20 protein-coding genes are annotated in these 22,762 nt (G+C 56.0%); 11 read left to right on the top strand and 9 right to left on the bottom strand.

The window, feature by feature from the left end; all coding sequences use genetic code 11:
• Positions 1-21: 21 nt before the first annotated feature.
• Positions 22-513 (bottom strand): cyclic pyranopterin monophosphate synthase MoaC, encoded by a 492-nt coding sequence (moaC, locus tag HOV93_RS18730; protein WP_207398066.1) that lies wholly within the window; start codon positions 511-513, stop codon positions 22-24.
• A gap of 507 nt (positions 514-1,020) precedes the next feature.
• Here moaC and HOV93_RS18725 point away from each other — a divergent pair.
• Complete coding sequence (locus HOV93_RS18725) at positions 1,021-1,545, top strand: hypothetical protein (protein ID WP_207398065.1); 525 nt, start codon at positions 1,021-1,023, stop codon at positions 1,543-1,545.
• A 78-nt stretch (positions 1,546-1,623) separates the two neighbouring features.
• Positions 1,624-2,565, top strand: a complete 942-nt coding sequence (locus HOV93_RS18720) for a DUF1559 domain-containing protein (protein ID WP_207398241.1) — start codon at positions 1,624-1,626, stop codon at positions 2,563-2,565.
• 261 nt (positions 2,566-2,826) lie between these two features.
• On the opposite strand, the gene HOV93_RS18715 is transcribed toward HOV93_RS18720, so the two are convergent.
• Positions 2,827-3,399, bottom strand: a complete 573-nt coding sequence (locus HOV93_RS18715; RefSeq protein WP_105353146.1) for a helix-turn-helix domain-containing protein — start codon at positions 3,397-3,399, stop codon at positions 2,827-2,829.
• Between the two features lie 846 nt (positions 3,400-4,245).
• On the opposite strand from HOV93_RS18715, the gene HOV93_RS18710 reads away from it, so the two are divergent.
• On the top strand, positions 4,246-5,193 hold the full coding sequence (locus HOV93_RS18710; protein WP_207398064.1) for a hypothetical protein: 948 nt from the start codon (positions 4,246-4,248) through the stop codon (positions 5,191-5,193).
• A 183-nt stretch (positions 5,194-5,376) separates the two neighbouring features.
• Here the strand turns inward: HOV93_RS18710 and HOV93_RS18705 are convergent, their stop codons facing one another.
• The 7 genes from HOV93_RS18705 to HOV93_RS18675 form a co-directional block, all read right to left on the bottom strand.
• Positions 5,377-6,288 carry a DUF1559 domain-containing protein gene (locus tag HOV93_RS18705; protein WP_207398063.1) on the bottom strand — a complete coding sequence of 304 codons (912 nt, stop codon included), beginning with the start codon at positions 6,286-6,288 and terminating at the stop codon, positions 5,377-5,379.
• 63 nt (positions 6,289-6,351) lie between these two features.
• Positions 6,352-6,792 (bottom strand): hypothetical protein, encoded by a 441-nt coding sequence (locus HOV93_RS18700; protein ID WP_207398062.1) that lies wholly within the window; start codon positions 6,790-6,792, stop codon positions 6,352-6,354.
• A 252-nt stretch (positions 6,793-7,044) separates the two neighbouring features.
• A complete protein-coding gene (smc, locus tag HOV93_RS18695; protein WP_207398061.1) occupies positions 7,045-10,647 on the bottom strand; it encodes a chromosome segregation protein SMC in 3,603 nt (1,200 codons plus the stop codon).
• Between the two features lie 60 nt (positions 10,648-10,707).
• Entirely contained in the window at positions 10,708-12,459 is a 1,752-nt protein-coding gene (locus HOV93_RS18690; RefSeq protein WP_207398060.1) for a flagellar basal body P-ring protein FlgI, read from the bottom strand.
• A 192-nt stretch (positions 12,460-12,651) separates the two neighbouring features.
• Entirely contained in the window at positions 12,652-12,900 is a 249-nt protein-coding gene (gene yidD / locus HOV93_RS18685; RefSeq protein ID WP_207398059.1) for a membrane protein insertion efficiency factor YidD, read from the bottom strand.
• Positions 12,897-13,304: a ribonuclease P protein component gene (gene rnpA, locus HOV93_RS18680; protein WP_207398058.1), complete on the bottom strand. Its 408-nt coding sequence runs from the start codon at positions 13,302-13,304 to the stop codon at positions 12,897-12,899. Before rnpA ends, yidD begins: the two co-directional genes overlap by 4 nt.
• A 16-nt stretch (positions 13,305-13,320) precedes the next feature.
• Positions 13,321-14,298: a DnaJ C-terminal domain-containing protein gene (locus HOV93_RS18675; protein ID WP_207398057.1), complete on the bottom strand. Its 978-nt coding sequence runs from the start codon at positions 14,296-14,298 to the stop codon at positions 13,321-13,323.
• 200 nt (positions 14,299-14,498) lie between these two features.
• On the opposite strand from HOV93_RS18675, the gene HOV93_RS18670 reads away from it, so the two are divergent.
• The 8 genes from HOV93_RS18670 (at position 14,499) to HOV93_RS18635 (ending at position 22,651) form a co-directional block, all read left to right on the top strand.
• The gene (locus HOV93_RS18670; RefSeq protein ID WP_207398056.1) at positions 14,499-16,028 is read left to right on the top strand and encodes a hypothetical protein; all 1,530 of its coding nucleotides are present in this window, start codon (positions 14,499-14,501) and stop codon (positions 16,026-16,028) included.
• Between the two features lie 74 nt (positions 16,029-16,102).
• Positions 16,103-17,008: an alpha/beta fold hydrolase gene (locus tag HOV93_RS18665; protein ID WP_207398055.1), complete on the top strand. Its 906-nt coding sequence runs from the start codon at positions 16,103-16,105 to the stop codon at positions 17,006-17,008.
• Positions 17,005-17,862: a triphosphoribosyl-dephospho-CoA synthase gene (locus HOV93_RS18660; RefSeq protein WP_207398054.1), complete on the top strand. Its 858-nt coding sequence runs from the start codon at positions 17,005-17,007 to the stop codon at positions 17,860-17,862. Before HOV93_RS18665 ends, HOV93_RS18660 begins: the two co-directional genes overlap by 4 nt.
• 24 nt (positions 17,863-17,886) lie before the next feature.
• On the top strand, positions 17,887-18,372 hold the full coding sequence (locus HOV93_RS18655) for a 6-pyruvoyl trahydropterin synthase family protein (protein WP_207398053.1): 486 nt from the start codon (positions 17,887-17,889) through the stop codon (positions 18,370-18,372).
• Positions 18,373-18,640: 268 nt separating this feature from the next.
• Complete coding sequence (locus HOV93_RS18650) at positions 18,641-19,120, top strand: chemotaxis protein CheX (protein WP_207398052.1); 480 nt, start codon at positions 18,641-18,643, stop codon at positions 19,118-19,120.
• Positions 19,121-19,507: 387 nt separating this feature from the next.
• The gene (gene fliG / locus HOV93_RS18645) at positions 19,508-20,533 is read left to right on the top strand and encodes a flagellar motor switch protein FliG (protein ID WP_207398051.1); all 1,026 of its coding nucleotides are present in this window, start codon (positions 19,508-19,510) and stop codon (positions 20,531-20,533) included.
• Positions 20,534-21,123: 590 nt separating this feature from the next.
• Entirely contained in the window at positions 21,124-21,897 is a 774-nt protein-coding gene (locus HOV93_RS18640; RefSeq protein WP_207398050.1) for a 3-ketoacyl-ACP reductase, read from the top strand.
• A gap of 187 nt (positions 21,898-22,084) precedes the next feature.
• Positions 22,085-22,651, top strand: a complete 567-nt coding sequence (locus tag HOV93_RS18635; RefSeq protein ID WP_207398049.1) for a hypothetical protein — start codon at positions 22,085-22,087, stop codon at positions 22,649-22,651.
• Positions 22,652-22,762 lie beyond the last annotated feature (111 nt).

Below are 22,762 nucleotides of genomic sequence, written 5' to 3'. Positions count from 1 at the left end.
TCGCTTTCTACTAGGCTTTTTCTATTGGGCTTTAGGCTCGGAAGCTCGTTGGAAGGTTCCCGACTTGCCACCCGACTTCTTCATCAGGCGGACATGCTCGATTTCCATTGCTCGATCAATGGCTTTGCACATGTCGTAAATGGTTAATGCGGCGACCGAAGCGGCCGTCATCGCTTCCATCTCGACGCCTGTTTTCGCCGTGACCCGCGCGGTGGCAGTCACCATCAAGTGGGTCGCATCGGCAAACTCAAATGCCACTTCCACACTTTCCAGCGGCAGGCCGTGGCACAGGGGAATCAGCTCGTCGGTTCGCTTGGCGGCCATAATGCCGGCCAGACGCGCCACTTGCAGCACTTCCCCCTTCTTATTTCGGCTATCGCGGATTGCATCTGCGGTTGCGGCTTCCATTTTTACACAAGCCTCGGCTACTGCCTCACGAAGGGTGGTTTGTTTTTGCCCTACGTCGACCATTCTAGCCGCCCCAGACTGATCTAGGTGCGTGAAATCCGCCATTCAGCCCTCACACGTAAAATCACGAATGCCTCCATGTTAAGACGATTCGCCATTCTCCAGTAGGGGCGTTCCCCACGTTTTCTGCCAACGATCTTTTTCCCGGTCATCGACAAATTTTTGCAGCACGTAAATCACTTGATGCCGCTGTTAAAACCGCAGCTTTGGAAAGAGGATTAACCCGAACGACGAGGGAAATCCCCTTCAACAAAAGCCCTAGATCTGGCATCTCACCTATACCATCGGCCGACTGGAACGTATCTACCCGCCGATTATGCGCAATCTGAGATACCTATTGACTCATTTTTTTGATTTGAAGCCCAGCCAAAGATACCGAAAACATCAATGAACACCCATGCTATCGCGGGGAATCCAGCGTGCCATCTTGGGTGACACAATAACTTTACATTTTCCCTGCCATTTATGCCTTGAATGCATTTACGATACTAATTTAAACTTAAACAACGCAACCACTTTACTACGAGCAGTTAATTTCCCTTCGAAGGTGCCATGCTCCATTTGAAGTTCGCTGTTGGGTTTGAATTACTTGGCTACACCCACTCGATGTGGATTCATTATCCTTCCTTATTACTAGACTTTTGGAAGTTTGCATTCATGAAAGCTTATGCGTTTTCGTTGTCCTTCTTTTTGTTTTGTCTGCTGCTTGCCGGCTGCGGCGGCGACGGTATCCCACGAGCTGCCGTCCAGGGAGCCGTCACCTACGACGGTGAGCCCGTCGAGTCAGGCGTAATCATGTTTATTCCAGAGACCGTCGCTCCGGTGGCCTTAAAAATTACCGACGGCCAGTACGACTCTGACTCCGACGTCAATGATCGCCGTGGGGCGGTCATCGGTCATTGCTCGGTACAAATCTTTGCCAATCGTCCAACCGGCAAAATCTACACCGATGTCATGACGGGCGAAAAGATGGAAGAGACCAAGCAGTTTGTGCCAACGAAGTACAACGAACGAACCGATCTGACCGCGGAAGTCGAAGCCGGGCAGCAGACGATCGACTTTCATCTCGAGAAGTGATTCGAATTCATACGATCCCGTCTGATACTCACTAGTTACGAGACTTTTCTCATATCCATACTTCTAAGGACGTTACCGATGCTATCCCCCTCATCACGCAAGACAGGCTTTACGCTTGTCGAACTGTTAGTGGTTATTGCTATTATTGGCGTACTAGTCGCCTTGCTGTTGCCGGCCGTGCAACAAGCCCGCGAGGCCGCCCGGCGGATGTCTTGCAGCAACAACATGAAGCAGTTGGGCCTAGCCACGCATGTCTATCACGATTCGTTCGGTCAATTCCCGATTGGTTGCCTGTACTTCGATAAGGCAAGCCCCTGGACCAACAACCTGACAACCTGGATGGCTCGCATTCTGCCTCAGATCGAACAAACGGCTCTGCACGAGCAGATCAACTACGTGAGCGATAATTACACAACCAACAACACCGCCGCCGAAGTCGAGCTTGCGGCCTATCGATGCCCCAGCAATGCGGAAGACCCACGTTCGACCGCCTCGGTAACGACGGCGCCCACCGACTACGCCGCATGTGTCGGTAAATCATGGAACCTGGGTGGTAACGATACCAACAGCACCGGTTGGACCGCCGTGATTATCCACGGTAAAAGCAAGGGAATCTTCGCGGCCAACGGAACGGTCCGTTTCGCAGATGTTACCGACGGCCTCTCGAACACGATGGCCATTTCCGAGATCACCCACGGCGACTTTTATGCCAGCAGCAGCACCCGACCGACGTGCATTTCAGACCTTGGAACACAAAGCACCGAACCCAATGGCGACTCGTGGCTGATTGGACGTTATCAAGACTGGTGTTTCAACACGCAGTACACGCCCAACCCGCCGAGCCCTGATTGCCAACACAACGGGGTTTGGTTCAACGTCGCGGCTCGCAGCTTTCATCCCGGCGGCGTCCAAGTAACCATGGGTGACGGATCGGTCCGTTTCATCCCCGAAACGATCGCCCTCGCCACATGGCAAAACCTGAGCAATCGTGACGATGGCAACGTGCTCGGCCAGTACTAACGGTAGCCATTCTGTTTCATCTAGCTCTCTTCGCCCCAAGTAGAGGAGATGGGCCCGTAGGGTGCCGAGCAGCGCAGCGAATCGCACCGAATACGTCAACCACACCAAGCGACGGTGCGATACGTTCGGCTTCGCCTTACTTCTCGCAGCCTACGACTGCGAGGTTTGCTGAGGTGACAAGAACGAAAAAAAAGACGCCGCGATTTTCATCGTGGCGTCTTTTTTAAGCTCGGATAGTGGTATCCCCGAAGGTTCTGGTTGTTACACCAATTCCTTCTTAGCACCGATCAAAGTTCGTAGACGTTCGGCCAGCAAAGCCGCATCAAACGGCTTCTTGAACGTCTCATTGATCGTGGATCGATCGAAGCTCATAGAGCTTCCATCATCGGGCAGCAAGGCGATCAGAATCGTTTCCGCGAAGTCCGGATTCCGACGCAGATTCTGGCAAATCTGCAATGCCTCGATACGACCGATCGAGAAATCCACGATAATGCAGTCCGGGTGAAAACCCTCCGCTTGAATTCCCGCCTCAAAACCACTCGCGGCCACGCAGACCTTGAATGCTTTTTCGAGCGGAAGTTCGCGACGCAGATTTTCCACCAACACCTGGTCCTGAGCAACGATCAGCACCTTGGCCATGGCTTCATCTTCCAAGTCGCCAAGGGGCATCCCGTGTTCCTTCAGGAACTTGATCAAATATTCCCGCGGGATTCGCCGGTCCTGGGAACCAGGAATGCGATACCCTTTGAGGCGGCCCGAATCAAACCACTTGCTCACAGTGCGGGGGGCCACTTTGCAGATCTTAGCGACCTGTCCTGTTGTGAAGACCTTCATCACAGGCTCTCCATTACTCTTTCGTTGAGTTGACCTCCACTGTGTTTCCGGTTCTGGCGGAAACACGAAAATCGCCCCTCATCTTCTACTTAGACTCTTCTGGCGATCCCTCGCACTTGGCTTTGGGTAGAGTCTTCGTTTTCAATGTCTGGGTCAGGGCGCAACAAACGCTGCTTCTCTAGTGGCTCGTACTCAGATCCTTCTGAACCGCGCCGTTCAAGGCGGAAACCGGATCCACTACTAACGATTTGGTTTGAAAGAAATGTTCCGAAGAACAAACCTTACTCACCATCCTCGCAGCGGCTCGGCGATTCGGTGACCAACGGGAGAACCCCAAACAGAACAACTCACGCACCGACGAGGTCACGCCGGTAACGAAAGCTTCAGCTTGTTAAAGATTCCCCCCTTGGCCGGCTTCCTACTCACGCCGACTGCAACAAGTGCTGCAATCGGGAAGCGTGTAACAAACCTTCCGAAGGTTAATTTCGATGTTTTGGGGGGTGTTTCTTTAGCATCTTTCCGATCTGTTTGCTGCGATCTTCAAAATCGACACCAGCCGCACCGACAGATTATGCATCTTGTTCCGATTTTAACGGTGCGATGAGTGGCTAGCGGCTCTTCCCGGTGGTAAGCAATTATTCGCATGCGCTGATGAAAAGGCCACCGCCGATCGTCGGAATTGTAAGGCGGATGTCCGCAGACCAGAGGTCCTATGAGGTACGCTTAGGTGATTGTTATGGTCGTGCTTGCCCTGCATCAGTGCATACGGCCGCGCCAACATCGCAGTTCAAAAGTTCATCCCAGCAAACCATGGCAATTGCTAGCAGCCAGGGCTATCTTGGCAGGATGGATTTAGAACACCAAAATACGCAGTCACCCTCAGAACCAGATCGTCCTAGTCCATCGGTGCTGCTGATCGTTGTCTCAGTGGTTGTCGTGCTCGTCAGTGCGACGACCGTCAGCGTGGCGATGGTGGGAATCGAACTGCTGTGGCCAGATACTCTCATCTTTCCCATGCTACTAACACTGGGAATCGGCTTGGCCACCATGGTAGGGCAATACCTGGGAACCGTTCGCGGCCGTGCCGGGGGAGCACGCTACGCTACCATTGGTAGTCTTGGGTGCTTTGCAGTCCTGTATGTTTCTCTTTTGGTCATGCGAATTTACTCGGTCGATTGGACCCAGCCAAACGCATCGGTGACTTCGCCTGAGGAAAACTGGCTTGCGTGGCCGATTATTGCGATCGCTTCACTCACATGCGGTTGGTGCAACGGTCGCTGGACGTGGCAGCTTATGAAGTACGCCCAGGAGCATCCTCCGCGTCCGTTATCCATCACTCTGCGAGAGTTGATAACCTTCTGCGCGGTACTGGGGTTGCTGATGATTCCGGCCAGCTATCGCGCGAGCGTCAATCCATCTCTCTATCGTGCGAACGTCGCTGTAGAGGATGCCCCGATACCGGTCCCTGAAAGTGCCGAGGCAATTCAGTACGAGCGCGAGCGAGACGGACGGACCCTTGTTAGCTACGAGATCGACGAACCGTCCTTCCGAAAATGGCTTGCCCAGAGTGACTCGGTCGTTCTGCAGCACGGTGGCTTTTGGGAGGAGATTACCAGCCCTCTCAATGTTCACCGCCCTGATCCCAGTCTCATTCCCTTGCCCATCTCGGATGGTAACCACCACGTAACCAAAGGCCTGGCCGTGTACTGGAAAACCGACACGCTGCATCATGTCATTACATACGACCGCGCAACCGGCACGGCGTTCTACCAAGAGCGGGCGATCTCGGATTAAAGAATGAACGCTCCGACACGCCCCAAGCCATGGTGAGGGCTGCCATGAATCAACCGCATCCAACCCGATGGCATCATGCCTGGTCGATCAATCGCGTGAATTGGCTCGTTCTATAAAAGAAAAGAGCGGAACGCCGCTAGTTGCAGCGTTCCGCCGTAGAGGCTGGATTCAGATACCGAGAGACTAGAATTCCTTGAGCACTTCACCGCCCTGAGCCGTTGAAAGCCCGCGCCAGGTCGCCAAGTCGACTGTTTCAGGAACGAATCGGACCGAGCCGTCGCAGAGGAGCGACTGGACGCCGCCGGGGTGGCGGCTTCTCGAAGCGTGTCGATATGGGTTTGAAGTCGTCGCACTAGTACACGGAAGGCCTCGTTCTGGCGTATTCTTGCACACGCTCGAGCTTTCCATCACGTCTGGATCGCGTGCGTTGGGCGGAAGATATCCGCTAAAGCCGGACGCGGCACCCCACCACGTGAACCCACGCAGGTCACCGTCGACACCCTGCAGCACCTCGGAAACGAGCAGCGTATTGGTGGTGCCATCGGTGATGTCACGAAAACCAAACGCCTTCTCGAACGAAAATGGAGCCCCCATAAATTCGATGCCATTCAGGTCCGGCGGCATTTGGCCAGGTGCGGATCGATAGTGCCCCACGTTGCCATAGTTGGCCGCGTAATTGTGGGCTGTGTACTCGATGCCACCGCTGACGTACGGAGCATTTGGGGTATCGCTGGGACATGTCAGCGTGTCGATACGAAGCGTCGTCACATCCTGATTCGATGCATGCGAATAGCGTTCTGCCATGTTGTAGTTTTCCCACAGATTGCCTTGCTCGATTTGAGGCAAGATTGCGACCTGCCACGTTCCGTAGCAGCACGCGTAGGTTCCCCGTGGAAACTTCTGAAACGTATCGTGGTAGGTATGCAGTGCCAACCCAACTTGCTTCATATTATTGGAACACTGCATCCGGCGAGCGGCTTCGCGGGCTTGTTGCACGGCCGGCAACAACAGAGCGATCAGAACCCCAATGATGGCAATCACCACCAACAATTCCACCAGGGTGAAGCCGTGTTTTTTGTTTCTAATGTAGGACATCAAAAGAATTCCTTTGTCGATTTCGACATGAGTGCAGATGGAGAATAAAAAGAATGAAGTCGCTCAGGGGATGTTCAATTCAAACGTGTTGACGTCATCGTTCACAACGGTGATGGTTTCCCGGCTCTCGGTATTCCACTGACGAGGAATTCGTTCCCGTGGAGCCAACACCCCGTTTTGTTCCGCAACATTCACGGGGGCGGGTGCAGACGAGAGATCGGCACTATAGATTCGGACGATGTATTCACCCGGAGGAAGGCCTGCCGATCGATCCATTGCGAATTGGCCATCATGAATCTCAGTCCCCGCGCTCGTTCCCGCAGACAAATCCATAGGCTCGAAGCTGATCGCACCAGAATCTAACGCTTCGCCATGCAGCGTTACCATGCCGTCGACTGCCTGACGGTTCCAGCCGTCGTCGGCAGCGATACACCCGGTGGCCGTCGATAGACACCCAACCAAGAGTAATACCAGCCAGCCGTCAAATTCCTTCGTCGATCTCATAAAAACTCGGCCTTGTACATTGCCTGAATTGAAGGGGATGCCACGGTTTAAAGCTATCCGCCCTTGGACATGCTGGGTTCTTGAGCAGAACCGGGGCTAAAATAGCCAAAAACACCCTGGGTATCACGTGACATCATTATGCAACTGCAATGCCAACCTAGTCAATCAATAATTCCAAAAGAGAAGCAAAAGAACTAACTACCTGCCGACACAGGTCCGTGGCATCGAATGCGAGCCCAACCGCACTAAGACTTAAGCCACCGAGATATCGCCGTCACCCGTTTCGTTCACATCGTCGAAACGCACGCTCACGCGTTTCGAGATGCCGGACTCTTGCATGGTCACGCCGTGCAGGGTCGTGGCGGCGGCCATGGTGGCTTTCGAGTGGCTCACGATGACGAAGCGGGTCCAATCTAAGAATCCGTTCAGCACGTCGACGAAGCGGCCAATGTTGGCTTCGTCTAAAGGGCCGTCCACTTCGTCCAGAATACAGAACGGGCTAGGGCGGAACTGGAAGATGGCCAGCAGCAAGGTAACAGCCGTCAAAGCACGTTCGCCACCGGAAAGCAGCGAGATGTTGAGCGAGCTTTTGCCGGGGGGGGTGGCGATGACATCGATGCCGGCTTCCAGGATGTCGACTCCTTCTTCGATGATAATATCGGCCGAACCGCCACCGAACACGCGGCGGAACATCACCTGGAAGTTGCTACGAACCGTTTCCAGCGTCTCCTCGAATAGGCGGCGGCTGTCGATGTTGATCTTGCTGATGATCTTCTCGAGCGACTCCTTCGCCTCGGTCAGGTCTTTCAGTTGGCCATCGAGCTGTTCGAAGCGGGCCTGGAATTCGTCCAGCTCTTTCAAGGCCTCCATGTTGACCGAACCGATGTTGCTAATCTTGCGGCGCAGGTCGGCAATCTCTTCGTCGATTGCAGCCCGATCACCAGGCAGTTCGATTTCTTCAGTATCGAGATCGACCTCGGATATCTCGATTTGGTAGTCGTCTCGCAAACGCCGCTCGAGCGTGCTCCGTTCGTGCCGCAGATCGGTAAAGGACAGCTCCTTGCGGTGTAGCTGATCGTCGGCAGTACGCTGCTTTTGCCGGGCTTCGACCAGCTTGGCCGTATGTCCGGACTTCTCTTTTTCCAGGTCCTTACGAGCCGCACGCTCGGTTGTCAGCAGCTCTTGCGACTCGGTCAGCTGCAGCATCGCCGAAGCGTACTCGCTGGTGGCCCGGAGGATTTCCAGCTGCTGACCTTCAAGCTTCTTACGATTCAGGCCGATGGCCGTTTGAATCTCTTCGACCGCAGTCTTCCGTTCATCGAGGTTGGCTTGCAGCCGCTCGCTGCTGGCCTGATGGGCTTCGACCTGCTGCTCGGACCGGGCCAATTCCACCTTCAGGCCGGTAATCTGACTGCGGCTATCGCTCAGGCTCGCTTCTAGTTCCCCGAGGGCCTGGGTCAGCTCTTCGCTGTCGTGTTCTAACTGGGTGATTGTTTCCCGTGTCGAAGCAAGCTCTTGCTCTTGATCGTTCAGTTGCTTCTGATCGTTCTCGATACGAGCCGAAATCGTTTCCCGCTGCTCGATTCGCTTGGACAGCTCGGAGTCCGCATCGGCGATTCGCGACTCAAGCCGCTGCTTCACCAGACGATGTTCGGTGAGTACCGACGAGGCCTCTTGCTGCTGTCCGACCAGATCTTCCAAGGCCTGTTTTTGCTGGGCGACGGCGGACTGAATTTCTTCGAGACTCGCTTGCTTCTTCTCTAACGCTTGCTGGAGCTTCTCGACTTCATTGCGAAGAGCCCGCAATTCACTACGCCGCGAGATGATTCCACCCACGTTGGTCGTCGGTCCGGCATACACACGACCGTCGGCCTCGAGCATTTCACCGTCGCGTGTGACGAAGCGTAGCGGCTGCGAGTAACGTTTTTTGAGTTCCAACGCGCTGCGAGCATTGTCGACAAACCAAATGCCACCTAGCAGGAAGGACGCCACCGGCTGGAATTCGTCTTCCACTTCGGCAAAGTCGAGGGCATTCCCCATCACGCCTGGTTCGTGCCGCAGTCCCGAGGGTTCGTCGTGTTGGGGATCGGGCAGCGACTGCATGTCGAGCAAACCGACGCGGCCTGGGAAGATCACTTCTCGCTCCAGCACTTGCTGCAGCAGCTCGCCATTTTCCAAGATCACCAGTTGAGCCGAATCCCCGAGGGCAATTTCGATCAGCCGAGCATATTCGACATCAACCCGCACCACGTCGGCGACCAGGCCAATCACCGATTGAAACAAAGGAAGTCGCTCGACACGTGCCCGGGACAGGATTTCCTTGACGCCGGAGTTGACCCCTTCGCTGGTACGCTCCAGTTCATCGAGCACAGAGGCCCGTTCCGCGGCAACTGCCCGGCGGCGAGACAATGCGTCTAAGTCAGCCTGAATGTCAGCCGCTTCCTGCTCTTGCTTCCCGAGCGATCCTTTCGCGTCGGTCACTTCCGCCTTGGCAGTCGAAAGGTGCTCGATCAGGCCCCCTTCGTCTTGGGTCAACTGCTCGAGCTCGCTCCGGTGCTCACCCAGGCGGGTCTCGTCGCGTTCGATGTTCTTCTCGATCGCTTCCAGTTGGTTCTGGTCGCTCTCGATACGGGCCTTCACGGCGCCCAAGGCATTGTCAAGCGTCGAGACGTTCCGCAGCAGTTCTAGATGTTGCTGACGGTTGGTTTCGCCTTGCTCGCGTTTGGCTTCGATTTCAGCTTGCACTTCCTGGGTGGCAGCTTCGACGCTTTCCAGGTCAGCCGAGACCACATCACGCTGCGTTTTCGCCTTCGAGAGCAGTTGCTGCGATGCGGCCAGGTCGGCGGTGAGCGTTCGCAGCGAACCGAAATTGCGGACCAGACTCACCGAAAGGGAGGTCGACTCCTGCTCCAGGTCATTCAGCAAGCGGTACTGCATGCCGGATGAAGAATGCAAGGTCGCCAGACGCTGGGCCAGCTTCGCGTGCTGCTCTTCTTTTTGCGTGAGGATCGATTGCAGCTCGAACAGCTTTGCTTCCGCACCTTCCAGGCCGGCCTCCGCCGTGCTGATCACCTGCTGAGCGTTGGCCTGATCTAAGCGGAGTGCTTCCAGTTCGCTGGAATACTTCTCGACACGGACCGATAGGCTGTTCCAGTCTTCCATCCCCACGACGGTTCGTAGCAATTGAAGACGCTCGGTATATTCGCGGTACTTCTGGGCTTTGCCAGCCTGGGCTTTGATGCTGCGATAGCGCGAGCCAACTTCTTCGACAATGTCGGACAGCCGCACCAGGTTCAGATCGACACGGTCGAGACGTCGCTGCGTTTCCAGTTTCTTAGCCTTAAAGCGGCTAATCCCGGCGGCCTCTTCAAACACAGCGCGGCGATCGCGGGGCGATGCCTGAAGCAGCGTATCGACTTTGCCCTGCTCGATAATACTGTACGCGTCGGTTCCGATGCCGGTGCCGCGGCAGAGGTCTTTCACATCACGCAGGCGACAGGGATGCCGGTTGATGAGATATTCGCCTTCGCCGCTGCGAAAGACGCGTCGGGTGACGTGCACTTCCGGGGCGTCGATGGGCAGAGTGCCTTCGGCGTTATCGAACACGATGGTCGCCTCGGCGGCGTTCATCGGCTTGCGGCCATGGGCGCTGGAGCCTTTGAAGATGACGTCGGCCATCTCCTTGCCACGCAGGCTTTTGGCGCTCTGCTCCCCTAAGACCCACTTGATCGCGTCGACGATATTCGATTTGCCGGAACCGTTAGGGCCGACAACGACCGTTATTCCCTCAGGGAATTCCAGGCGAGTCTTGTCGGCAAAACTCTTAAAGCCGTGAAGCTCTAAGGCCTTCAGCATATTCGGCTCCGACGGAGTGACGGATTAAAGGAACACAGTGGATAAACACTTTAGAGTCCTCTAATCGAACGACGGGATCAAGGTGTCATCCCCTTCCGCGTAGGTGGTTACCTCGGAAGACTCTTCGGTTTTGGCAGGTTCTGACGACTGGGAGAAGTTATCCGTGAAATTTTCTTCCGATACCGACTCTTTGGCCATCAACTCTTCCGAGCGTACATAATTGCGATCGGGACGCGGCATTGCGTTCACTTCGACGCGAGCGGTCAGGAAACCCTCGTTTCGCAAGGCGAAGACATTCCGGATGATTTCGCCGTAGCCACATTCCACCTCGGTAAGCGATTTAATGACTTCTTTCAGCTCGCTAGAGCATTCTTTCTCCACTTCGCCGCCGCCAGGCTGGAATCGCGTGATCTTGACTTGGCGATGTCCTGACGAGCGGATCGTAAGACCATTCTGCCCCACGAAGGCCACTTCGCCGGTGAGACGTACGTCCGATCCGAAAATAACAATCTCGGGCCGATCCTTCTGTCGAAAGTGGATCATCGGCGACGAAGCCGAGCGAACCAGATGCAAGTGAACATGATTTTCCATCAGTTCGCCAGCAATGGACGGCAGTTGGCTCGATCGCTTCTTCAACTGATCGAACGCACCATAGCGGGTCTCAGCACTTTCCTCGTGCAGCAGACCTTCCATGCTATCGATCACGTCCAGGTCGTCAAAGGAACCGAGCGCCTGAAACGCCCGATAACGGAAACCGTTGTTCGTGCGGGCTGCTTCGGTCAGTGGCTCGACGCATGAAGAGTCGTTCAGGTAAGCCAGCGTTTCGGCAGAACAAAAGCGAACCAGTTCGTTCTGCGAATCTAGGCCTTTTTTCAGCGATGGGATCGCTTCCTTGCCAATCGCTTCTAACTTAAGCGCCCCTGCTTGAGCGGTTGGCTCGTCCAGCAATTCGGTTTCACACTCAGCAATGTATCGACGGCGAAATTCGGTCGATCGAGAGAGGGGAATAAAGCGAACAACGCGCATGTAACGCGAGATGCTCTCTTTGTAGCGTGGGTGGACATCCAACGTGATGAACTTATCGGTCATCGGCGTGGCAACCCCTTGCTTGGTTCCCTCGCGGTACATGTGGAAGCGGTTATTGATTGCGGCACCGACAGCGGCACTTGCGGCGATCGAAACCTCTCCTTCGAGCATTCCCAAGCCGAGCGGACGCTCTTCTTTCATCACGGCCCCACCCAGGATGCGACCACGTCGCATGTTGGACTTGCTGTTGTTCCCCTCGATCACACTGTCGAGAACAATCGGCCCCGAGGCCATGGCAATATCGTTCCCCTTACGAGCTCGCCCGCCGAGGAAGGCCATTTCTGACAGGCGAGTCGACGGCGAATACCCATTCTCTAGGCTGACGGTATCGGTTTCGGGTGGTGCAAAAACGGTGACGTCGATCGTATCCCCTTCGCGTGCCCCCGGAGGAATGATGGCTTCCATCATCACCAGCGCCGTATGAGGCGAAGCCAGCCACTGCTGGGGGTGATCGACCTGCAGAACACGCATCTCGTTGAGAAGTAAGTCGCGAGCAGGCGAGGGAGGAGGGTCGCTACCGGTGCCATGAAGCCCTGTGATAAGCGTGACCCCTTTGATTTTGGCACTGTTCATCCCGCCAGGCACGGTCAAGTCGCCCACCGTACGAACTTTCTCCCAGTCGTGCGAAGGCTCTTCTTCCTTTTCGTCACTGGACCATGGCGTGAGATAGCTCAGCGACGATCCATTGCCACTAGTCCACGGAGCAGTACACCCCGAAGTGATCACATGCCCGCCTACGAAAAGGCCAAGCATTACAAAATAAGCCGTATAAGAGCGTCCGTGCCGTGGCATTGGGTTGCTGGTCCGTCATAAACCTACGGTTTAGCCCGAAGAATTCCCTTTCCCCGGATCTAGTTGCGGCCAAGAGTAGGAGAACTTGATAGCACGATCAATAGCAATTTCTTACTTGGCTTAGGCTTACGGCGGATCAAAGCCGCTCTTACAAAACGGGTTACAGCGCAAGATCCGCCACCCGCCACGCAGGGCCCCCGAAACAGGGCCATGCTTTCGCACCGCTCCAATAAAGTAATTGCTGCATGTCGGCTGAAAGCGGCAAGCTTGCCCAACCCAAGGGCTCAGCGTGTATTGATAGCATCGCACGGCGAAGATCATCAGTTCAGCCAGCAGTGCCTGCGATGCATCGTAGAGAAACCGAAGAAAGATCATCCGCGCGGCTTTCCTTCCGGCGGCGGGGACTTTTCGCCGTGATTTCGTTTCCACTTCCTGGCAGCACGATGGGCTAGTTGTACCAGCCCGTTTTCAAGTTCTTCGAAGCTCGGGTGCCGCTTCGACTGCGGCAGCACCACAAAATCGAATCCGCTGGGCAGTTTCTCGCGGCTAAGTCGAAACGCCTCGCGGAGACGCCGCTTCCACCGATTGCGCTGCACGGCGTTGCCGATCTTCTTTTTCGAGACGACCAGCCCGACCCGGCAAACGCCCAACGAATTTCTAGCGGCATACACGACCAGCCAGCCGTTGCCGGCGGATGCTCGGCGTGTGAAGACGGCGTCGAAATCCGCAGGCGTCTTGAGACGTAGCTGCGGCGGAAACCGATGAGACTTCTCCGTCACGCGATTCCCCTTCCCGCTACCAGCGAAGGTCTTTACGGGGATCTTCCGCGTGGTCTTCGGCAAACTGCTCGACGGCCTGCTTTAGCTCTTCGGTCGGTTCTTCTGGCAGAGCGATCTGCAGAACAACGTACAAATCGCCCGCCTCGCCGGTGGTTGCCGGCACGCCTTGGCCGCGAACGCGAAGCCGTTTTCCGCTGGAACTACCGGCCGGGATCTTCATGGTGACGGTGCCCCCAGGCGTCGGAACATCGACCGAACCACCCAACAGGGCCTCGGCCAGCGACACGGGAACAGTCACTTCCAGATCTTTTCCATTGCGTTTGAAATACTTGTGAGACTCGACACGGATACGAATCAGCAAGTCGCCAGAAGGACCGCCGTTGGGGCTCGGATCGCCTTGGCCGCGGAGCCGGATCTTCTTGCCGTCTTCGATTCCCGGGGGAATTTTGGCGGTCAATCGTTCCATCTCGCCATTGGGTCGGCGGACATTCAGGTTGATCTCGCCCCCTTCCATGGCTTGCTTGAAAGGGACCGTCACGTCGTGCTGCAAATCGTTGCCGCGGACCGGCTGGACATGCCGCCGACGCCCACCGCCGCCCCCTAAACCGCCGAAAATGTCGGACAGATCAGGGCCAGCACCACCCGCACCGCCGCCAAAGATATCGCCCAGGTCGAACTCGTACTGAGCGCCGCCACCGGGGGCACCGCCGGCCGATCGCCATTGGTTAAACCCACCAGGACCACCCCCACCAGGACCGGGGCCGGCTCCCATGTTTTCGTAGTTGCTGCCGAACTGGTCGTATTTCTTACGTTTTTCGGCGTCGCCAATCACGTCGTACGCGTTTTGAATCTCGGTAAACTTACTGCGCGCCGCTTTGTCGTCGGGATTGAGGTCCGGGTGGTACTTCTGGGCCAACTTCTTGTAGGCCTTGCGGATCTCTTCTTGCGTCGCGGATCTCGAAATTCCCAGAATTTGATAGTAATCGTCAGCCATGAACTTCTTGGTTTTCGCCTAACTGGTTCTCTGTAAACAACTTCCAACATCATCCAGAAGCATATCCGCCGCGTTTTCTGTGCGGTAGCGGTGGCTTCTGCAAGCTATTCTATACTTGGAAGCCGCTCTGGGGAGAGCGGCCGATTATCCCAGATTTGCCCGGCAAACACACGCACCGGTTTCCGGAAACTTTCTTCGCTATGCATTTATCCCATATATTCGCCGTCGTTCGCACCAGCTTGCTAATCTTAATTGTGCTGGCTGCACCGGTCACCTTGCTGGGTGCCTATGCCGAATACGAGCTGCGCGTGATCGACGCTCAGACGCAGTTGCCGTGCTCGGCCAAGATTCGCATTACCAACTCGCGCGATCGTGCCCAACGCATCGATGGGGCGCTGATGATCGACGGTACGGCTTATTTCACCGGCGGCTTAAAAATGAAGCTGCGGCCCGGACAGTACGAATTTCGGATCGACGCCGGCCCCGAGTATCCCTTCATGGAAGGACACTTCATCCTCAATTCGGGCGATTCCGATAACCGCACCATCGAGCTGAAGCGGTTTATCGACATGAAAAGGGAAGGGTGGTACCCCGGCAATCTGGCACTATCAGGCCGAACCGTCGACCTGGAAACGATCATGCTCGCCGACGACCTGGTGCTGGGCAATCACATTACCTGGAACAACCAAATCAATCCCTGGGCTGGCAAGCCGATCCCCTCGCCCCGTGACGAATTCGGGGCCTTTCGCTCGTTGTGGGAACTAGGGGGCGAAGACAACCGGGCCGGAGGCAAAGTCTGGTTCGCCCGCATGAACGAGCCACTTCCCGTGCAGCGTCTTCAACCCGAGTACCCCGCGGCCACGTTCTTTCAGTCCGACCTCGGCTCGGCGCATGTAACGGCCGCTAGTCCTCTTGAGCCTGACCTGCCGATGTGGGTCGCACGAGATTTCCTCGACTCGATCAGCATTCTAGGCCCGGAAATCGAAGCCTATCAGTTCAGCGAAAAACACCCGCTGGCTACCCAAGCCGCCGAAATACGCAAAGGAGACGTCACCGGCAAGGCTCGCCTGGCGCTCGATACGTACTACAAACTGCTGGAAACAGGCGTTCGCTTGACTCCGGTTGCGGCGAATGGAACCAATGAAGAAGACGAATCGTCGCGACTCGACCGCGTTTACGCCCACGTCGATGGCAATTTCACACCAGATGCGTGGTGGAATGCGGTCGACGCCGGGAACGTTTTCGTGACGAATGGACCGCTGCTACGAGCCACCGTCGAAGGCTACCCGCCGGGACACGTTTTCCCGATCAATATTGGCGAAAAGCAAGAATTTCAGATTGCCCTGAGCCTGGCCACACGGCAGACGATCGCCTATTTAGAAGTGATCAAGAATGGCGAAAAGGATCTAGAGATTTCGCTCGATGAATATAAGGACCGGCGAGGAATCTTACCGCCGGTCAGCTTCACCGACTCTGGCTGGTTCCTCGTGCGCGTCGTCACGCAGGAATCTGGCTACTATCAATACGCCACGACCGCTCCGTTCTATGTCGAGGCCAACGGCCAGCCACGGATCAGCAAATCGGCCGCCGAATTCTTCCGCGATTGGGTCTTTCGTCGGGCCATGAACATCGACCTACCCGATGGTGCCCAGCGTAACGAAATCATCGATTTGCAGCGAGAAGCCCGTGATTTCTGGCAAAAACGAGCCAAGATGGCCAGCGCGCCGTAGGTCGCCGCTCTAGTTATGTAGCTCTGAACCGGTAAACTAGGAGTTTCGATCCTCGAGCGAGACTTCCTGAGACTATGTCATCGTCGGCTGACTGGCGCAAGTTGTACCCGTTTTCGTCGCATTTCCTGACGCTTCCCGAAGCGCGGCTGCATTATGTCGACGAAGGTTCTGGCGAGCCGGTTCTAATGGTCCACGGCAACCCGACCTGGTCGTTCTATTGGCGAAACATCATCACGCAGTTTCGCGATACGCATCGCATGGTGGCTGCCGACCATATCGGCTGCGGGCTGAGCGACAAACCGCAGCAATATAACTATTGCCTGCAGCAGCACATCGATAACATCGTCCAACTGATCGATGAACTGGACCTGCAAGACATCAATCTTTTGGTCCACGATTGGGGCGGAGCCGTTGGTTTGGGTGCGGCTCTTGCTCGGCCAGAGCGGTTTGCCCGGCTGGTGCTGTTCAACACGGCCGCCTTTCCGCCTCCTTATTGTCCCCTGCGAATCCGAGCTTGCCGCATTCCTATGCTTGGCCCTTGGATGGTCCGCTCGTTCAACGCGTTTGCCCGCCCGGCGCTGACCATGGCGACCGAAAAGCCAGAGCGTTTCACCCCAGACGTATGTGCCGGCTACCTGGCCCCGTACGACAACTACGCCAACCGCATCGCGACGGCTCGCTTCGTACAGGATATTCCCCTTTCCCAAAGCCACCCGACTTACGCGGTGCTCAAGCAAATCGAACAGCAACTGCCGACCCTATCGCATCTGCCCATCCAATTGATCTGGGGCGGAAAAGACTGGTGTTTTCGGCTGGAATGCTTAGAGCGTTTTCAAACGATTTGGCCTGCTGCCCGGGCCACCATCTTCAACGACGCCGGGCACTACGTCGTCGAAGACGCCAGCGAGCGGATCGAGCCGATCTTGCGAGACTTTCTGCAACCAGAGCCCCTTTCCCGGAAAACCGAGGCCCTGCCATGAGCGGGACGGCAGCCCTTTCCCTCGGTCAAATGGCATCGCTGGCCTGCACGCTGGAAGTATGTGCCCCCAAGCCTGGCAACGTACATCGCGGCGCCGACTTTGAAGACGTCACGCTGCAAGACTTTTTGGCCAGCGCCATCTCCATCAGTACAGTCTTCGATCAGGCCCACACGCTTCCACTCGGGCAGATCATCCTGAAAAGTGTCGAAGCGACCTCGCGTGTCACGCAGACCAACACCAACCTGGGGATGATCCTGCTGCTTGCTCCGCTGGCGATGGGCAACGATGCGGAAGCCCTGCAGCAGGAAGCGGTCGACGCGATCGTGAACTCTACGGCGCAAGATGCCGCCGACATTTACCAAGCCATTGCGATGGCCAAGCCAGGCGGCATGCAAGCTTCTACCGAGCACGACATCGCTGGCAGCGCTCCGCCGCACATCCTGGAAGCAATGAAACTGGCAGCCGATCGCGACACAATTGCCCGGCAATATACGACCGGCTTTGAGGACTTGTTTGCCAAGGTCGTGCCGCTGCTGACTGATGAGAGTCGGCTGGCAATGCCGCTGAGCCATCGGATTGTCCATGCTCATATCTCGCTGATGGCCCAGATGCCTGATACACTGATTGCCCGGAAAAATGGGGACGAAATGGCCCAACAAAGTGCCGTGATGGCACAGCGGGTCATCGACGCAGGCCCACCTATGCAAGAAGATTACATGCAGCAGTTGGCCAATCTAGATTTCTGGTTGCGCTGCGACGGCCACAAGCGAAACCCAGGCACAACGGCCGATATGATTGCCGCCGGACTGCTAGTTTGCTTGCGACAGAAAAAGCTGGTCGCCCCGTTTGTTTAATCGATATCCCCAGGAGCGCCGCTCATGCCCGTTCGTCATTGGGTCAAGCTAACCAAAGATCACCTGGTGTTCAGTGCCGGGCACTTCATCACCTTCGGCGGAAACATCTGCGAGCGAGTTCACGGGCACAATTACCGCGTCGAGGTCGAACTGCACGGCCCCCTCGACGAGAATCACTACGTCGTCGACTTCATCGCTTTACGCGACTCCCTGCAAGAGATCGTTACCGGTCTCGATCACCGAATGCTCCTTCCGACCAAGCATCCTGCAATCCACGTCGTTCGTGATGCGAAGGAAGTCACGGCCACGTTCGAGGACCGTCGGTGGGTCTTCCCCCAAGAGGAATGTATTCTGCTGGACATTCCCAACACGACGACCGAACTGTTAGCCCAGTGGATTGGCCAACAACTGCTCAACGCCCTCGAAGCAAAACTTCAGTGGAAACCTGAAGTCCTGCGTGTCGGTGTTGACGAAAATTACGGTCAGTGGGGTTACTGCGAATTCTCGTAAGCCCAGGTGCCGGCATAACCGCTCTACCCGTTACCATCCAGCCACCCCTAACGTGCTAGGCGGTTGTGCGTGCTGCGGGAATCGGACTGGAAACGCAACAAACGGCTAAAACCGTGCGTCAGGCAAGACTTTTGGTTTGACCGATCAAGTCCGTGTTCTATTTTTGGAAGTCTTCCGAGTCAGGAGGGCTTCACGCTTGGCGTCGAAGTCTTATCCACTTAAGACATCCCTGTCGCTCTAACGTCGTCACCTAGCAATCGGTGCTCAAATGCAGGTCGAATACATCAACCCGTTCATCCGCTCTACGATTGTCACCTTCGACACCATGTTGGGCTGTACCATCAAGCGTGACAAATTGTGCATGGCCGACCAGGTCGGCGACAAGTATGAAATCAGCGGCGTGATTGGGCTTTCGGGGCGTACCCAGGGCTCGGTTGTGGTAAGCCTTTCGCGAGAAGTCGCGATCCAAGGTGCCGCCGCCATGCTGATGATGGACCCCAAAGAGTTCGACGATCTGAACGAAGACGTTATTGATGCCGTCGGCGAAATTGCGAACATGGTCGCTGGCTCGGCCAAAGCTGAACTTGAAGAACTAAACCTCTCGATCAGCCTACCCAACGTAGTCTTGGGTCACCCTCCGGACATTCGCTTTCCTTCGCAAGTGAAGCCAATTGCCGTGACGTTTGCCTGCCCTTGGGGACCGATGGCCCTAAAAGTTGGCTTCACTCCCGTGCACGCAATGGTCTAAGCGATCGACAACCAAGTAGGTATTGCTTGGCCACGGCCTAAAATTGATCCAGGTTTTTAGCCTGGGGATGGGCGAAGCTGACAAGTTGCTCGCGGGCCGACACGTCTGAAGATTCAAACCGGCCATTCTTGATGAGGCCGTACGCATTCGCCGCATGTGGCCTGTGCCAATGCATTGGCTGGGTACTATCCCGGAATGCTTCGCTTGCATTTATTGACGACCCAAAACGCTAGCACGCAATGGACATGCAGATTTAGCTAATCGTCAAAGTCCAACATGTCGATGAAAGAGGATGACCGGTCGTTTTTCCTGGGCAATTGGATCCGCAGTGAATCACTGCGGCCCAGCCTACGTCGCCAAGTCTAGCCGTTAACGCTTTCCGCAGCCATGAGCAAACACGTCCCCAACCAGCACATCTCGAATCCTTCGCTCCGCAAGGCGGCGATTATTTTGATGTCGTTGCCTGAGGATGAAGCGGCTAGTTTGATGGGCAAGCTGGCACCTAAGCAGGTGGAAGCCGTCTGCATCGAGATCGCCCAGCTCGAAAATCTCGACGGAAAAGAACAAGAAACGGCCATTCTCGCTTTCGCCGAACAGAACCCCAATCAACTGGGCGGGGGCGGTGGTGGGATCAGCCTGGCCAAATCTCTGGTCACCAAGGCCCTGGGTAAAAACGCCTCGGAAACGCTCGACAACGTGCGTCAGTCGGTCGAGTCGGTTCCTTTCGGCTTCCTCCGCAAGGTCGATAGTCAAAACCTGCTGACATTTATAGTCGACGAGCACCCGCAGACAATCGCCCTGATCCTGTCGCACCTGCCGGCATCGTACGGGGCCGAGTTAATCTCAGGCCTGCCGGCGGAACGCCAACTGTCGGTCATCCGCCGTATCGCCAACATGGGGCAGACCAATCCCGAGGTGATCCGCGAAGTGGAACGAGGCCTGGAAGACCGGATGGCCAGCGTGATGAGCCAATCGTTTGAAAACGCCGGCGGCGTGCCAAGCGTGGCCGAGATTCTTAACGTAACCGATCGCAGCACCGGCAAGGCCTTGCTCGAGAATCTCTCGCAAGAAGATCCCGACCTGGTCGAAGAAATCCGCCGCTTGATGTTCGTCTTCGACGACATCCAAAAGCTGATGGACAAAGACATTCAAGCGGTGCTCAAGAACGTCGAAACCTCGCAGTGGGCCATGGCCCTCAAGGGTGCCAGCCAAGACCTACGCGACAAGGTCGTCGGCAATATGTCGAAACGAGCCGGCGAAATGCTGCTCGAAGAAATGGACTTCCTCGGTTCGGTCAAGCTCTCCGAAGTCGAAGGCGTGCAGCAGCAGATTGTCGACATTGTACGTCGCCTGGAAGACGCCGGCGAAATCCAACTAGCAGCCAGCGACGAAGAAGAAATGATGATCCAATAGTCGCTTGGAATTCTAGCGTTCTACTAATTCTTACGGGGCAACCGGTCTCTTCGTTTCCCACTTCAGGCTCCGTCCGACCAATCTGCCAAAGCTTAGCTACCAAAAAAATTTTCTAAATCGGTCGTGACACGGATCTTGGGATATCGTATTTACTCCCCCGTCGCTGGTAACAACCGGCGGCGAGATAACAGTTAAACGGACATCGGAAGTCTTTTGTTGAACGGTAGTTTGCGGGAACTGCCTGCCCCCCCTCCTGGGCTGAAGCTCATACTTGTCAAGGTACACGGCTACTGGGTCGGCCGTCTTGGCAAGTGCTTCACAGAGGGCTTCCGGTTAGACCTCTGGAGCTTGGGTCATTTGCTCCAGAGGTCGCCTCCACTGACGCGGCAAGCGATTCAATCATGGATCGCTCGCCGCGTTTTTTTATGCGCTGAACGCGCCTGCAGTGGCCCCATTTCTTGACTCACTTCTTCGTGTTCATCCGTGGAATCGCTGGTTAAATCTCTTTCCCCTCGCGTTGACAGCACTTGGCCGTCTACCTAGTTTGAGGTCTACTTCCACTGTTTCTTTCTTCCCTTTGAGTTAGCCCCATGTCGAAACGTGTTGCGATAGTGACTGGCAGTTCCCGAGGTATTGGCCGGGCCATTGCCGAGCAGCTGGCCGCCGATGGTTATTGTGTCACGGTGAATTACAACTCGAGCCCCGCTGCCGCCAATGAAGTCGTCGCTGGCATCGAAAAGGCCGGGGGCGAAGCGATCGCTGTTCAAGCCAACGTGGCATCAGAGCAAGGACGAACGCAACTCATTCGCGAAACACTGGCCCGTTGGAACCGCCTGGACGTGCTGGTTAACAATGCTGGCATTACGTCGCCAGGCCGGCTCGATATCTTGGAAGCCACCTCCGAAAACTGGGATTTGGTCCTGGGCACCAACTTGAAGGGCCCTTTTTTCCTGACGCAAGACACCGCCAAAGAGATGCTCACGCAAATCGAAAGCGGCCAAATCCCCTGCGGCAAGATCATTAACCTGTCGTCTCTTTCCTCGTATGCCAGTTCCCCCAATCGAGCCGACTACTGCGTTGCCAAAGCAGGGCTAGCGATGATGACGCAGCTTTTCGCCGATCGCCTGGGTAACGAAAACATCCAGGTCTTCGAGGTCTGTCCCGGCGTTATCGCCACGGATATGACAGGCCCAGTGAAAGAAAAATACGATAAGCAGATCGCCGAAGGCCTGACCCCAATTAAGCGTTGGGGTCAATCAGAAGACGTCGCCAAGGCCGTCTCGGCCATCTGCGCCGACTACTTCCCCTTCAGTACCGGCCAACGCATCAATGTCGATGGCGGCTTCCACCTACGACGGCTGTAAACCCAAGAAATCGCTCGCCCCTGCAACCACCCAGCCCCCAAGAGGGGCCAGCCGAGCCAAGAACGCTGCCTGGTAAACTTTGCCGATTACGCAAAAGATTCCACTCGTAAGCACCGATACATGAAAAGGGCTCCTCGCTGGCAGGAGCACCTTCGTCATCACTGTCTGCCACCAGGGTGCTTCGGCAATGCGGTTGGACTGGAAACTTGCTGTCGTTATGACCTTCGCGCTGCTGCTAAAAAGCGGCTGCGTCTCGGTACGCTACGACGATGGACAGTTCCCTGTCGAAACCACCCCCATTGCTTGCGATACCACATTCCCTGAAGCCCCCTTAACGCTTGCAGCTCCGACAACACAGCCGATGCCGATCGAAGCCGAAGCGTGTCCGCCAGACCCGCTCGCAGGCTTCAACTTTCACCATCACTGGAAAGGCTGGTGGCACGGCCAAGAGCGTACGCCATCGGTAGCGCCGGTGATTCCGCCCCATTCCAAGTTTCATCCGGTTCCCACTCGCCCCGTCTTCGCTCAGCCGGTCATCTACTACGACAACATCCCTCGTCCTTTGCCTACCAAGGTTGGCCGGCCGATGCCGATGCCAGTCCCGCCACCGGCGAATGTCGAGCCCAAGGCAATGGACCAGGAAGTCCGCGCCCCAAAGCAACTCGACGATGAGCTTCGCATCGCGCGGCCCCTCTCGCTTGAAGGGCCTGTTCGCCCGATCGCCGATGGCTGGAAAGCTGCTCGCAGCGACTAACGCTCGCGCCGACAGCATTGCCACTGCAATTGCCCAGGCCGAGTTTTCTTCTGAATCGCTCGATCTCACAGCGTACTCATAGACATCCGCCGATCTTACTTACGACATGCT

This window comes from Bremerella alba, from assembly GCF_013618625.1.
Taxonomy (GTDB): domain Bacteria; phylum Planctomycetota; class Planctomycetia; order Pirellulales; family Pirellulaceae; genus Bremerella; species Bremerella alba.
Note: the sequence above shows the minus strand (reverse complement) of the source record. Positions and strands in the feature narration are given on the sequence as shown.

Excerpts from the sequence above, each read along its gene's own strand:
- HOV93_RS18665 (WP_207398055.1), top strand. The coding sequence starts at position 16,103 with ATGTCATCGTCGGCTGACTGGCGCAAGTTGTACCCGTTTTCGTCGCAT.
- HOV93_RS18675 (WP_207398057.1), bottom strand. The coding sequence starts at position 14,298 with ATGGCTGACGATTACTATCAAATTCTGGGAATTTCGAGATCCGCGACG.
- HOV93_RS18700 (WP_207398062.1), bottom strand. The coding sequence starts at position 6,792 with ATGAGATCGACGAAGGAATTTGACGGCTGGCTGGTATTACTCTTGGTT.
- HOV93_RS18655 (WP_207398053.1), top strand. The coding sequence starts at position 17,887 with ATGCCCGTTCGTCATTGGGTCAAGCTAACCAAAGATCACCTGGTGTTC.
- HOV93_RS18670 (WP_207398056.1), top strand. The coding sequence starts at position 14,499 with ATGCATTTATCCCATATATTCGCCGTCGTTCGCACCAGCTTGCTAATC.
- HOV93_RS18640 (WP_207398050.1), top strand. The coding sequence starts at position 21,124 with ATGTCGAAACGTGTTGCGATAGTGACTGGCAGTTCCCGAGGTATTGGC.
- HOV93_RS18660 (WP_207398054.1), top strand. The coding sequence starts at position 17,005 with ATGAGCGGGACGGCAGCCCTTTCCCTCGGTCAAATGGCATCGCTGGCC.
- fliG (WP_207398051.1), top strand. The coding sequence starts at position 19,508 with ATGAGCAAACACGTCCCCAACCAGCACATCTCGAATCCTTCGCTCCGC.
- yidD (WP_207398059.1), bottom strand. The coding sequence starts at position 12,900 with ATGATCTTTCTTCGGTTTCTCTACGATGCATCGCAGGCACTGCTGGCT.
- HOV93_RS18650 (WP_207398052.1), top strand. The coding sequence starts at position 18,641 with ATGCAGGTCGAATACATCAACCCGTTCATCCGCTCTACGATTGTCACC.
- HOV93_RS18705 (WP_207398063.1), bottom strand. The coding sequence starts at position 6,288 with ATGTCCTACATTAGAAACAAAAAACACGGCTTCACCCTGGTGGAATTG.
- HOV93_RS18635 (WP_207398049.1), top strand. The coding sequence starts at position 22,085 with ATGCGGTTGGACTGGAAACTTGCTGTCGTTATGACCTTCGCGCTGCTG.
- HOV93_RS18715 (WP_105353146.1), bottom strand. The coding sequence starts at position 3,399 with ATGAAGGTCTTCACAACAGGACAGGTCGCTAAGATCTGCAAAGTGGCC.
- HOV93_RS18725 (WP_207398065.1), top strand. The coding sequence starts at position 1,021 with ATGCTCCATTTGAAGTTCGCTGTTGGGTTTGAATTACTTGGCTACACC.
- HOV93_RS18710 (WP_207398064.1), top strand. The coding sequence starts at position 4,246 with ATGGATTTAGAACACCAAAATACGCAGTCACCCTCAGAACCAGATCGT.
- smc (WP_207398061.1), bottom strand. The coding sequence starts at position 10,647 with ATGCTGAAGGCCTTAGAGCTTCACGGCTTTAAGAGTTTTGCCGACAAG.
- HOV93_RS18720 (WP_207398241.1), top strand. The coding sequence starts at position 1,624 with ATGCTATCCCCCTCATCACGCAAGACAGGCTTTACGCTTGTCGAACTG.
- moaC (WP_207398066.1), bottom strand. The coding sequence starts at position 513 with ATGGCGGATTTCACGCACCTAGATCAGTCTGGGGCGGCTAGAATGGTC.